The organism is Neobacillus drentensis (assembly GCF_036962765.1).
GTDB lineage: Bacteria > Bacillota > Bacilli > Bacillales > Cytobacillaceae > Neobacillus > Neobacillus drentensis_C.
Map to the genome: position 1 here is coordinate 19,899 of NZ_JBALOS010000141.1, position 13,495 is coordinate 33,393.

Annotated in this window: 10 protein-coding genes, 1 pseudogene and 1 riboswitch; of the genes and pseudogenes, 8 read left to right on the top strand and 3 right to left on the bottom strand. The window is 38.7% G+C overall.

Annotated elements, in window-relative coordinates:
- The 4 genes from V7137_RS17650 to fbp all read left to right on the top strand — a co-directional run.
- A partial coding sequence (locus V7137_RS17650) for a hypothetical protein (RefSeq protein ID WP_335699308.1) occupies window positions 1-1,351 on the top strand: 1,351 nt, incomplete at its 5' end.
- Complete coding sequence (locus tag V7137_RS17655; RefSeq protein ID WP_335699309.1) at window positions 1,352-2,773, top strand: aldehyde dehydrogenase family protein; 1,422 nt, start codon at window positions 1,352-1,354, stop codon at window positions 2,771-2,773.
- Window positions 2,774-2,786: 13 nt separating this feature from the next.
- The gene (locus V7137_RS17660; RefSeq protein WP_335699310.1) at window positions 2,787-3,992 is read left to right on the top strand and encodes an iron-containing alcohol dehydrogenase; all 1,206 of its coding nucleotides are present in this window, start codon (window positions 2,787-2,789) and stop codon (window positions 3,990-3,992) included.
- A gap of 648 nt (window positions 3,993-4,640) precedes the next feature.
- Window positions 4,641-6,572 carry a fructose-1,6-bisphosphatase gene (gene fbp, locus V7137_RS17665; RefSeq protein WP_335699311.1) on the top strand — a complete coding sequence of 644 codons (1,932 nt, stop codon included), beginning with the start codon at window positions 4,641-4,643 and terminating at the stop codon, window positions 6,570-6,572.
- A gap of 165 nt (window positions 6,573-6,737) precedes the next feature.
- Here fbp and V7137_RS17670 read toward each other — a convergent pair whose 3' ends face one another.
- The 3 genes and pseudogenes from V7137_RS17670 to V7137_RS17680 form a co-directional block, all read right to left on the bottom strand.
- Window positions 6,738-7,472 carry an SH3 domain-containing protein gene (locus V7137_RS17670; protein ID WP_335699312.1) on the bottom strand — a complete coding sequence of 245 codons (735 nt, stop codon included), beginning with the start codon at window positions 7,470-7,472 and terminating at the stop codon, window positions 6,738-6,740.
- Window positions 7,473-7,477: 5 nt separating this feature from the next.
- Entirely contained in the window at window positions 7,478-8,398 is a 921-nt protein-coding gene (locus V7137_RS17675; protein WP_335699313.1) for a hypothetical protein, read from the bottom strand.
- A gap of 324 nt (window positions 8,399-8,722) precedes the next feature.
- Window positions 8,723-9,185: pseudogene (locus V7137_RS17680) on the bottom strand (ECF transporter S component).
- Window positions 9,186-9,651: 466 nt separating this feature from the next.
- On the opposite strand from V7137_RS17680, the gene V7137_RS17685 reads away from it, so the two are divergent.
- The 4 genes from V7137_RS17685 to V7137_RS17700 all read left to right on the top strand — a co-directional run bounded on the left by V7137_RS17685 (window position 9,652) and on the right by V7137_RS17700 (window position 13,182).
- Window positions 9,652-10,041, top strand: coding sequence for a hypothetical protein (locus V7137_RS17685; protein WP_335699314.1), 390 nt, complete (start codon window positions 9,652-9,654; stop codon window positions 10,039-10,041).
- 493 nt (window positions 10,042-10,534) lie between these two features.
- Entirely contained in the window at window positions 10,535-11,362 is an 828-nt protein-coding gene (locus V7137_RS17690; RefSeq protein WP_335699315.1) for an electron transfer flavoprotein subunit beta/FixA family protein, read from the top strand.
- Window positions 11,363-12,397, top strand: coding sequence for an electron transfer flavoprotein subunit alpha/FixB family protein (locus V7137_RS17695; protein WP_335699316.1), 1,035 nt, complete (start codon window positions 11,363-11,365; stop codon window positions 12,395-12,397). It begins immediately after the preceding gene.
- A 201-nt stretch (window positions 12,398-12,598) separates the two neighbouring features.
- Window positions 12,599-12,714, top strand: a riboswitch (SAM riboswitch).
- A 90-nt stretch (window positions 12,715-12,804) separates the two neighbouring features.
- Window positions 12,805-13,182, top strand: coding sequence for a peptide-methionine (S)-S-oxide reductase (locus V7137_RS17700; RefSeq protein ID WP_335699317.1), 378 nt, complete (start codon window positions 12,805-12,807; stop codon window positions 13,180-13,182).
- Window positions 13,183-13,495: the final 313 nt, after the last annotated feature.

Genomic DNA, 13,495 nt, shown 5'->3' on the forward strand with positions numbered 1-13,495 from the left:
TAAAATTAGGCTGCCTTTTATTCATTACCGGTTTGAATGGCCAGACTATGTTCAAGGTTTATTAATGTGTGCAGTAGACTTGGGGGCTATTACTCTATTAGGCCAACATTTACACATGCCATTTGAGGTTGCTTTAGCGGTTGTTGTATTGAATGGGTTGCTTTATTTATTTCACCATATTTTAGGTGATCCCGTTATTCCAGGATGGATTACACCGGCAATTCCGCTGATTGTCTTGTTTGTTACTCAATTTGATGAGGGGCCTGATCGGGTTTACGCACTCGTCGCCTTTCAGTTAACATTAGGGATTTTATCAATTATTCTAGGTATTACGGGCTTAGCAAGTAAAGTTGTTCATATGGTTCCAAATGCAATTAAAACAGGAATCATTCTTGGAGCTGGTATTGGAGCCATAACTTCCGTTTTTGGTGCAGGTGGACAATTTGAAAAATTCCCGTTCACCATTTCGATCTGTATTGGATTTGCCTTTTTCCTTACTTTTTCAAAGTCATTTGAACGGATTAGAAAAAATAATAAAGGATTTTTATTTACTCTATTAGGAAATCTCGGAATTCTTCCGGCGATTTTTCTAGCAGTTATTGTTGCTCCTCTATTTGGGGAAGCAAACTGGCCTGATATTCAATGGGGATTTAGTAAACCAGATTTTTCAACCCTGTTTGCGGAGTACACAGTTTTCGGATTAGGATTTCCGGCTGTATCTTTCTTTCTAAAAGCGATCCCTGCCGTGCTGGCTACTTACCTAGTAGTTTTCGGTGATGTTCTTAAAACGAAAGCATTGCTTTCTGAATCCGATGGAGTAAGAACCGATGAAAAAGTGGATTACAATCCAAACCGGGCCCATATAATTTTTGGTGGAAGAAACACACTGATGAGTATGATTGGTCCTGATATTACCATGTGTGGTCCAATGTGGGCCGCGATGCAGGTTGTCGCCATTGAGCGCTACAAAGAAGGAAAAAAAGCCATGAATTCCTTTTTTGGAGGAATTGGTTCTTTCCGTTGGGGTACAAATACAGCCCTTTTATTATTGCCAATCGTAAGCTTAGTTCAACCGATTCTAGGTGTAGCTTTAGCTTTGACTTTGCTTGTCCAAGGATACGTAAGTGTCCGGATTGGGGTCATGCAGGCACGGAGCCAGCGTGATTTAGGAATAGCTGGTATTGTCGCTGCCCTCCTTGTAATCAAAGGTGCTTCATGGGCATTTGCAGTAGGAATCCTGCTTTGCTTCTTAATTTATGGTAAAGACTTCTTCAAAGGAGAAGTTGATAATACATTTGTAAAAGATTCTATGGAATCATCTAAAAATGAAGAAATGAAAGAGGTAAGTTAAATGAAAAAGCAATATTACGTTAACGGTGAATGGAAGACTGCGGAGAAATTCGCAGATCTCCACTCCCCTTACTCTAAAGAAGTAGTCGCTCAAATTCCACAAGCAACACGTGAGGAAGTAGAACAAGCAATTGACATTGCCTACAACACGAGAAAACAGATGGAAGAACTGACTGCCTATGAGCGTGCAGCGATTTTAGAACATATTGCAAAACTATTGATTGAAAATCGACAAAAGGCAGCTGAAATTATCTCGTTAGAAGCAGCAAAGCCTATGAAATTCGCATTAGGGGAAATCGATCGTACGATTGAAACCTATAAATTTGCTGCTGAAGAAGCCAAACGATTAACGGGAGAAATGATTCCGATGGATGCTGCGAAAAACGGAGCAAATCGCTTCGGTTACACAATCGAGCAGCCACTTGGAGTAATTGGGGCGATCACACCATTTAACTTCCCGCAAAACCTGGTCGCACATAAAGTGGGACCTGCGATTGCAGCGGGAAATACAATCGTTCTAAAACCGGCATCACAAACGCCTCTTTCAGCCCTGTTTTTAGCAGAATTAATCGATCAAACGGCTTTGCCTAAAGGTGCCTTTAACGTGATTACCGGAAGTGGTAGAACCGTAGGTGATACATTGGTTACCAGTGACAAAGTCAAAATGATCACATTCACTGGCAGCCCTTCTGTTGGAATCGGTATCCGCAACAAGGCTGGCTTGAAAAAAGTGGCGCTGGAACTAGGATCGAACGCTGGTTTAATTATCGACAAAAATGTTGACTTGTCCCAAATCGCTCCAAAATGTGTGACAGGAGCTTTTTCAAACCAAGGTCAAGTTTGTATCTCATTACAACGTACCTATGTAATGGATGAAATATTCGATGAATTTATGGAACAATTTACTGCTGCTACTAAACAGTTAGTCATTGGAAGCCCACTTGCAGAAGCAACGGATATTTCTGCCATGATCAATCCCGATGAACAGGAGCGGGCGCTTAGCTGGGTACAGGATGCTGCCATGAACGGAGCTGAAATCGTAACAGGCGGGAAGATTGAGAATGGAGTCTTCATGCCAACCATCTTAACGAATGTAGACCCGACTCTAAATGTATCTTGCCAGGAAGTTTTTGCACCAATTGTAGTTGTGAATCGAATATCGTCTGTTGAAGAAGGGATTGCAGCAATTAATGATTCCAATTATGGTCTGCAAGCAGGGATTTTCACAAATGACATTCAAACAGCATTCAAAGCTTCAAAGGAGTTTGAGGTAGGCGGTGTCATGATTAACGATATTCCAACATACCGTGTAGATCAAATGCCCTACGGAGGCGTAAAAGAAAGCGGAACGGGTAAAGAAGGATTAAAATACGCAATCCACGAAATGACTGAAACGAAACTTGTCGTTTGGAATCAAAATTAAGGAGTGAGCAAAATTGTCTGAAAAAATTACCTTTACACCACTTAGTTTTACCGGATGGGATTCTCTAGCTCATCTTTTAGAGGAAGTAAAACGCTTTGATGTGAAAAAGATTCTAGTCATAACAGACCCGTTCCTAAAAGACATTGGATTAACAAATAAAGTGGTAGATCCGCTTGAAGAAGCTGGCTATGTAACAGAAATTTATACGGATGTTGTACCGGAGCCCCCTTTAGCTATCGGTGAAAAATTGGTTGCTTACACCCGTGAAAATCTATTCGACATGGTCATTGGTGTGGGTGGGGGAAGTGCGTTAGATTTAACAAAGCTTGCAGGGGTATTAGCGTCACATGAAGGTAAAGTAGAAGACTACTTAAACTTAACCGGTACGAAAAAGATTACGAACAAAGGACTTCCTAAAATCTTAATTCCTACAACTTCAGGGACCGGTTCAGAGGTGACGAATATTTCCGTTTTATCCCTGGAAACGACTAAAGATGTCGTAACGCATGACTACTTATTGGCTGATGTTGCGATTGTGGACCCTGCTTTAACGGTTTCATTACCTCCAAAAGTAACAGCGGCAACAGGCGTTGATGCACTTACACATGCAGTAGAAGCTTATGTTTCTAAAAATGCGAGTGTAGTTTCTGATGCATTAGCATTGCAAGCCATCCGTCTCATCAGTAACTCGATTCGCACTGCTGTATCGAATGGTCAAGACAAACAAGCTCGTACGGATATGAGCTACGGAAGTTACCTTGCAGGTCTTGCCTTCTTCAACGCTGGAGTTGCTGGTGTTCACGCGTTAGCTTACCCTCTCGGAGGCCAATTCCACATTGCACACGGTGACTCAAATGCCGTATTGCTTCCATATGTATTTGGCTATATTCGCCAAAGTTGTGAAAAACGAATGAAAGATATCTACGATGCAATGGGCTTTAGTTCTGCGAATCTTTCACAAGAGGAAGCATCGTATAGATGTGTGGCGGAATTAAAACGATTAGTAGAAGATGTAAATATTCCATCTTCTTTAAAAGGATTTAACATTGCTGAGGATGCACTTGAAAGTTTAACGAATGATGCGGTTGAGCAAAAACGTATTTTAGCTCGTAGTCCAATGCCTTTATTAAAAGAAGATATCTATACCATTTATAAAGCTGCATTCGATGGAGTAGTTGTTGAAAAATCGAGAGATAGTAAGATTGCAGCTCATAATTGAAGTTTTATTGAGCATTTAAGAGGGTTTAGAAAATGTGCTGAAACTAGCAGTGCGGTTTAATTTGCACTGCTAGTTTTTATGAAATCGGGTATGACATAAATATCTGATTAAACGAATGTAAATAAATGGTGAGAAATGTTAATCACAAGAAGTCATTTAAAGATTTCTCCAAATCATATACCTTTTGAACACCCACCATTTGTTCTTATTTCAAGGCGCTTTGGCAGTGCCTTTTTTTTGTTTATATTTCTTCGAAATGGCTAATTTGCGGGTGTTTATTTGTTGATTTATATTTAGATCTTCTCAATGTGGCAACAGCTGAAAGCGTAATCAGGATGAGAAAATCCGGCCTGAAAAGTAAAATGATAGAAATCATTGAAGAGTTGTTTTTCAGCGAGTACATGTTATAGTAGAAGCGCTACGAAATGCTCCTTCCTCTAAAAGAACACCTTGGATTGTAGGTTTTGCCAAACCCTTAGTTTGTTTGAAGGCCATGAATCGCTCAAACATTTCAAACAGAACTGGTTGACAGAGAGATTCTTAATAGTAAAATAACTATAATTTAAGTTTTACCTAATAATATAAATAATTAATCTCAATCTATTAGATAGAAAATAAATGGTGAATTTTGAAAGGGGATACATGATTTTGAACTCAAAATATCTAGATTTACTTGTCCAAAAATATGATTGTGAAGAAAAAGTGGTAACTGAAATTATTAATTTGGAAGCCATTCTTAATCTGCCAAAGGGGACAGAACATTTTGTCAGTGATTTACATGGGGAGTATCAAGCTTTTCAACATGTGCTAAGAAATGGTTCAGGGAATGTAAAAGAGAAAATCAGGGATCTGTTTCATGATGTTTTATTTGAAAAAGAAATAAATGAATTTGCGACATTAGTTTATTATCCTGAAGAAAAACTACAATTAATTAAAAATCATTTTGGCAATGATCAGGAATTAAACCAATGGTATATAGTAATCATCGAGCGGATGATAAGGCTTATTTCTCATGCTTCCTCCAAATATACACGTTCGAAATTACGAAAAGCATTGCCGAGTCAGTTTGTGTTTATTATAGAAGAGCTGCTATACAAAGCGAATCAATCTACAAATAAGGAGCAATATTATACAGAAATTGTCCAGCAGATCATCTCCTTAGGTCAGGCTGATAAGCTCATAACAGGGCTTGCGTATACAACTCAGAGATTGGTTGTCGATCATCTTCATGTAGTTGGGGATATTTATGATCGTGGCCCCGAACCTGATAAAATCATGGATACGCTGATCAATTATCATTCCGTTGATATTCAGTGGGGAAACCATGATGTACTATGGCTAGGTGCATTTGCTGGTTCAATGGTTTGTCTCGCTAACATCATTCGTATCTGCGCAAGATACGACAATCTGGATATTATTGAAGATGTATATGGAATCAATCTTAGACCCCTGCTAAATCTTGCGGAGAAATACTATGAGGATAATCCAGCTTTCAGACCTAAGGGACATTCAGATAATAAACTATCTGATCATGAAAAATTACAAATAACGAAAATTCATCAAGCAATTGCGATGATTCAGTTCAAACTTGAAATGCCTATTATAAAGAGACGCCCATATTTTAATATGTCAGATAGGCTTTTGCTTGAGAAAATTGATTATGACAAGAACGAAATAACAATTTATGGAAAAACCTACCCTCTAGAAAATATTTGCTTTGCAACGGTAAATCCAGAGCAGCCTGATCAATTATTAGAAGAAGAAAAGCAGGTTATGGAAAGATTATTATTTTCAGTCCAGCATTCAGAAAAGCTGGCCAGGCATATGAATTTCCTTATGAAGAAAGGGAGTCTTTATTTAAAATATAACGGGAACCTATTAATACATGGTTGTATTCCTTTAGATGAAGAAGGGAATATGGGAAAAATGGTTATTGAAAATAAAACCTATTCAGGTCGTGATTTACTTGATGTTTTTGAACAATATTTACGCCATTCTTTTGCACATCCTGAAGAGACAGATGATCTTGCGACAGATATGGTCTGGTATTTATGGACAGGAGAATATTCATCACTCTTTGGAAAAAGAGAAATGACAACTTTTGAGAGGTACTTTATTAAGGACAAGGCAACCCATAGAGAGAGAAAGAACCCATACTACCATTTACGCGAAAATGAAGATTTCTGCCGCAAAATCCTAACTGAATTTGATCTGAATCCTGACCAGGGTCATATTATTAATGGCCATACACCAGTTAAAGAAATTGAGGGAGAAAATCCAATTAAAGCAAATGGTAAGATAATTGTGATCGATGGAGGTTTCTCCAAAGCTTATCAATCAACAACAGGTATAGCAGGATATACGTTACTATATAATTCCTATGGTATGCAACTGGTCGCCCATAAGCATTTTAATTCAAAAGAAGATGTTCTACTTAGCGGGACAGATGTTTTATCAATAAAAAGATTGGTGGATAAAGAATTAAAGAGAAAAAAGGTTAGAGAAACGAATGTTGGAGAGAAATTATTACAGGAAATCTCTATTTTGAATAGTCTGAGAGAATATCGCTATATGAATTGACACCAATTAGGACATAGGGACCTTTAAATAAGGAGAGGGGACTATACTCATGGGAGTCCACTCTCCTTATTTAGGTTGTGCTATGAACTGGACAAAGGATCCTAAAATCACGTAATTTGTTGCAATCATTGCGACGCTAAGATGGTAAATTTCCCTCTCAATTTATTATTTTTCCCTGACAATCAAGGCTGAAATCCAGCCTTCGATCCCGTTTGCGGTTTGAACTTTTAGCCACTTAATTCCTTTGGAATCTACTTGTTCTTCATTTAAAAAGTGCATTATTTCTCCATTTGTAATAGTGTATAGACGGGCCGCGGTAAGTGTGGGAGCTTCACGAATATTTCCGCCTTCTTCATATTTCTTATTTAAAATGAATTCTTTTTGATCAGGGGAAGCCTCGGATGCTTGTATGTGCACATGTTCTTGGTTTAACCATACCTCAGCTTTCTTCCATTTTTCTGTATACCACTCATTTGGATTGTTCATGATTGCTGCAGTAAGCAAAATCACTAAAGCTGTAGCAGAATAGAAGGTCCATCTTTTAATCCTGGTCTTATTCCTTTTCCGTTTCATGAAAAGCTGAATGATTTTGTTGAAAAAACTTTCGAACAAGGCAAACATTCCTTCAATGATATCAATCCAAACAGATATGCCCGCTTTTCCTGCTTCTCTCCGACTCCTTTGCATCGTGCAAAGAAGTGCCATGATTGGATAAGAAATGAGATAAAGCATTTTTTTCAACAAACGGCACAACAAGTTTAAGATGGGAGGAACCATGTACAACAAAATCAGCCTTGCGAGCTGCAGGACCACAAAGAGAGCCAAAAAAATACGCAACCATTCCGGAAGGACAGAAATAAGTGACCAGATCCAAAACAGCTGATTTAAAATGGATTCCACAATCGCTAATCTCCTTTATATAAATAGGATGAAAGTTCTCTCCTTGGACCAGCAATCTGTTTTTTTCTATTGATGTTTTCTAGATTGACTGGGAGATACGGGAATAGTTTTTTTAGCTTGGCCAATCTTTGTTCTGCCTCAAACTGGTTAATAGAGTGATCGTTGATCAAGTTTAAAAGTTGTTTGTTAACCTCATATTTGAAAGCTTGATTTTGGCTAAACTCCGATTCCACTAACCGCTTTGCCATTTCATTCTTTTCTCCAAGCTTCCCTGCAGCGATAAAATCCCCTGCTTGAAGGGCTTCTTTAATCGAGGCCGAAATCCGGCGCGCTTCCTCCAAGTCCAGAGCCTCTTGATAGGCGGATAGTTCTGCGTTTCGGTCTAAATCGGCGATCGCCTCATCATGGCGCTGGTCCCGAATACCTTGCCGGATCAAAACACGAACATTTCGAACAACAATACCAGCATCTCTTAACACCTTGACCAATCGCGAGGTTTGAAAAAATTCTTCAATATGCCGGGCAAAACTCAGATCCTCTTCAATAGGAAAAAATCTTGCTTCCGACTCCACCCAGAAGGGCAGATTATTGTTAAAAATGTTGCCAATTTCTCCTGCATTTTGTTGAACTAACCGTTCGGGGTGTTCAACGGCAATATCGATAAATAAATTGACAGAAAACCTTCTACCTCTTGTTGCCGAAGGGACTTCCTCCTTGTAGGTGATGGTTTGCTGCTGCATATTGACTGTATAAGCCCTTGTATATTTACCAATCCGCAATTCACTACGTGACAAACGCTCTCCATTTTTAACTGCATAGTATTCGTTGTGATTATTAACATAAACAAAGGCATAAGACATAGACGACGCCGGCGGTTTTTCCAAAAAGCTAAATTTCACGTCTTTAACATCTTCAATAAATTGCATTAGGTTATTCCCTCCAGGTTAACTATTTTCATTGAGAGATCACTTACCCTTGTCTACATTCTATGCAGACAAGCAGAAGAAAAGCCCCCAAATCTATGCAGAAGTTGGGGATTGAGGGAGTTAAAGTAACATAATTTAAAAGGAGTATTGAATAAATGTACTTAACAGTAGAGGTTAGTCAATAGGAGAAAACTCTTTTAACTCCATAAAAAAAAGAGAGGAAATATCCTCTCTACGTGATTTATCTTAAAGTAGAAACTCCACTTTTTATTTTTGTTGCGTGTGACTTTTGTAATAAACAATCACTTTTTATCTTGTTATCTATCAGACTCTTTTCTTTAAGCGTCCTGCAAGGGGAACGACAATTATACCTGCTAATACGATCTGCATAACGTTTCCGGGGATGGAGCCGATTGGCTGTATCCAATTACCATAAAGTATCACTTCTGCAAAATAATAGCCAACAACTTTTATTATCAATGCAGTTGCAACTGCCAGAGTGTATACAATTACTCTTTTGCCGGGTACTTTTTCGGAAATAAGTCCGACTATGAAGCCCATTGCACCTACGATGATAAATGTAAACGGTGACCATACTGCCCAGCCGGAGATAAGATCGAAGAAGCCCATTCCGAAGGCGCCTGCNNGTTTTTTTGCCGTAAACCAAGGCCGCTATAAAAAGAGGCACGTTGCCCAGATGGATTAGACCTCCGTTACCCATTATTGGGAGCTTTATGTTTATGAACATCGTGGCTAAGAGCGTTAATGCAATGAAAAGTGCATTGATGACTATGGCTTTTGTTCTAGTTGTTGTTTTTGTTGGTGAGTATGTTGATTCCATATGTTAACCTCTTCTTTTTTTAAAAATAATATCATACAATCAATACTTGATAAATAAAATTTTGAAACCTTTTCTATGGAGGTACTACAAATTGAAACGGAGTGTTGTTCACATTATTGTAGAAAACATATAGAAGAGACAAAATTTTTATAAAAAGTAGTGTGATATAATTTTATCGGAAGGGAGGTAAAATTATATAAAATTTTCCTAAGAGTAATAAAAATTTTTGAAAATTAGATTCCTTTCTATTAAATCATCAGTCTTCCCCTTTAATTTTCACCATTTTAAACCCACTATAATGCCGTCCTATAATAACTTCCTGTTAAAATGCTGAAATGAATAAATTCATTTAATAACTTGATAAATGGGAATATTGCCGGTTAAATTGAGAGTTATCAAAAAGGAGCATATTATGCATGCAGTGCAGAGTAAGATCGCTAAAGGAATCACTGTTTGTTATTCAGAAGTTTTCCCTAATCAAAACAATGAATATTTTGACTTTTTATATAACGGAAGGGTATTTTTGGTCGCTGACTCATATTGTATGAATCCAGATTGTACATGTAAAGATGCAGTTCTTAATTTTGTTCAAGTTTATCCGAGAGAAGATAAGAAAGCTGACAGTTTTATGATAGGGTTTAAACTTAACGGAAGGGGATATAAAATTCATGATCATGGCAAATTCAACAAACGTGAAATACAGACCATCGTTATGCATTTTACCGCAGATGACACAATCCTAAAACTTTTAAATGAACGTATGAAGGAAATGAAGGAAAAAGCAAAAGAAATTTTAAGTTAAGTGCCTGACTCCAGGTGGCACGGATTTCATCGAACTAAAGACAATTCCAATCCCCAATTCAAAGTATAAGAATACTTTTTAAAAGATGGTTTCTACAGTTACAGAAAATCCTTCGGGTAGTTTAGGCGATAGATACTACAACGGTTTCATCATTCCAGTTTTCTTCTCGATGATTGGAGTGATTTTTATTAAGGGAAAGCGTCAGATGAAAAACATGACTCAAATATTATAAGAGTCATGTTTTTTATTCTTTATTTGGCTTCCGTAATCTGAAGTGTTTTTGATACAAGGGTGCGTTTTTTTCTTAGTTTGGCTTTTCATTAGAAACTTTTACATAGATTTTTGTCAGAAAATTCGAATGTAAGGACATCTTTTTTAATAAAGTAAATGTAGACGGGCGTAAAAAGGCTTTTTAGCATGAAAACAGCCGGCACATTTCATAATGCGGTAAGTAATGGAACCATGTACTTTTTAATGAAAAGGGAGGGGTTAAATGCTGCATATTGTAGCCTGTATAAAGCAAGTACCTGATACCAAAATTATCAAGATGAATCCAAAAACAAACACAATGGACCGCAGGACGGCACCTGCGATCTTGAACCCGTATGATACCCATGCTGTTGAAGAGGCGGTTCGTCTAAAGGAAAGGTATGGGGGAATCGTATCAGTTGTAACGATGGGGCCACCTCCGGCGGTTAACGCGATAAAAACGTGCATTGAAATAGGCGCAGATGAGGGCTATTTGATCACGGACCGCCGGTTTGCGGGTGCGGATACATTGGCAACGAGCTATGCTGTATCAAAGGCGCTTGAAAAAATTGCAAAAACGAAGCCAATAGATCTGATTATTTGCGGAAAGATGTCCATTGATGGAGATACGGGTCAAGTCGGACCCGGAATTGCACGAAGGCTCGATATTCCACCGCTGACTTCTGTGAACAAAGTAGTGGAAATCAATCAAGACGAGGGATATGCCATTATCCATCGCAAGTTCGAGGACGGATATGAAGTGGTCCGATCCACATTGCCGTGTTTGTTTTCTGTTGAAAAAACAATCAATGAAGTGCCTTATTCTCCGCTTCCAAACATGATAAAAGCTGCCAGATATAAACCTCATATCTGGTCTGTTGATGACCTTGAAGATGTAGATGTGAAGCAGCTTGGTTTGAAGGGATCCCCAACGATTGTCTCCAAAGTATGGGCTCCACTAAAACCAACAGGGGGAACGTTCCTTGAAGGCAACTCCGCGGCACAAGTAGAGCAATTGCTCTCTGTCCTGCTTGAAAAGAAAGAACTGTTTGAAGTAAAGGAGGAAAGATAATTGGATTTCCAAGATTACAAAGGTGTTTGGGTATTCATTGAACAAAAGGATGGAGTGGTTGCGCACCTTTCCCTTGAACTATTGGGTGCCGGAAGAAAGTTGGCAGACAAACGGGGAGTGGAATTGGCGGGTATTCTGATCGGGGAAAATGTTAAGGATTTAACAAAAACCGTATATGAATATGGAGCAGATACAGTTTATGTATATGATCAACCCATCTTTAAACATTACCGGACCGAAAGCTATATGAGGGCGCTCCTGGAATGCTCTGAAAAATATAAACCAGAAATTATCCTCTTCGGGGCTACATCAACAGGAAAAGACCTGGCAAGCGCGGTAGCCACCGATCTGCCGACAGGTTTGACGGCGGATACGACAGAGCTGGATGTTGAAGAGGAAACTGGGTTACTCTTGGCGAGCAGACCTGCTTTTGGCGGAAATATTATGGCGACCATTTTATGTAAGAAATACCGGCCGCAAATGGCGACAGTACGCGCCAAAGTCATGAAGGCGCTGCCCCCCCAATCAGGGAGAACAGGCAAAATGGTTGAGGAAACAATATCCCTAAAGGAAGAGGATATACGGACAAAAGTCTTGGAAATCGTAAAGGAAACTGTAAAGAAAGTAAGAATCGACGAGGCGGATATTATTGTTGCAGGCGGAAAAGGATTAGGGAGCTTGGAGGGATTTCAGTTAATACACCAATTGGCGGAAACTCTTGGAGGAGCGGTGGGTGCCAGCAGGGATGTGGTGGAAGCGGGTTGGATCGACCACGCTCATCAAGTAGGGCAAACCGGTGTGACGGTAACGCCAAAAATTTATTTTGCGATTGGAATTTCCGGTGCAATTCAACATATTGTGGGAATGAAAAATTCCGGGTTAATTATTGCCATTAATAAGGATAAAGAAGCCCCCATTTTTCAGAACTGCCATTATGGAATTGTTGGCAATGCCTTTGAGATACTTCCTATACTAATCGAGCAGTTTAAAAAGGCTTTATCAAGAGAAAAGGTAAGCAATATCAGCCAAGGTTGATATAATGATGCTGGGGTGAGAACTATAAAACGGAAATTATGAACAAGGTGGAATTCTTTAGTTCCCACCTTGTTTTTTTTAAGGGTGCCCAAATTCTGCAATTCAAATTTTGGCCCGCTTGTAATTTATTACTTGAAATTTAGATAAGTGGATGTTATTGTTAGTAAAAATAAAGTAATAAAAAAATAAATAGCGATAAACTTCTTATCCAGAGTGGTAGAGGGACAGGCCCTATGAAACCCGGCAACCATCAAGTCAAAATATTGATTTGAACGGTGCTAATTCCTGCAAAGGTGTTAACCTTTGAAAGATGAGAGTAATGTATTTAATAATACCAACCTCTCTTTATCTCAAAGAGAGGTTTTTTGAATGGAAAGAAGGTTTATCGCTCGAAGGAGCGAAATGAAATGGAGAGAGCAGTGTTTGGTGCAAGCGAATTTTTTAGTCAAAAAGCATTTATTACAGGATTTCGTGGGATTGAAAATGTTCGAATAGGACATCTAAAAGGAGCAAATCTAGAGATAGTAGAAGTCTGGTTTAATCCCTGGAAAGTATCTTATGATGAAATAGTAGATTTGTTTTTTGACTTACATGATCCAAACTCTAGAGAAGGTCAGCTATTTAAAAATCAATCATTCATTTTCTTTTCTGATATGAATCAATTAGCTGTAGCTAAACAAAAGAAAAACGAGCTGCAACATATATGTAAAAATGAGATTATTACAGAAATTACTCCAGTATGGGAACATATTAATAGCTTAGAAGAGATAAAATTGATATCTTAAACAACTAATTTGAAGTTGATTTGGCGAGTTTATCCTGTTTTTGTGACACTGGAAAATTTGCATTTTAATAAAGTTCAAATAATTGTAACAATTCCGATGATTATAACATCAATACCTTGTTTATAATAAAGGCTGTGTTAAAGGTTATTGTTGATATTTTGGCTATGTTGATTGGAGCGGAAGGCGCGAGACTCCTGCGGGAGTACGGGGCTGGGGAGACCCCGCAGGCGCTAAGCGCCGAGGAGGCTCCCCGCAACGCCCGCGGAAAGCGAAGCGCCTGGAGCGCAAATCAACATACCTGTATAACACAGCC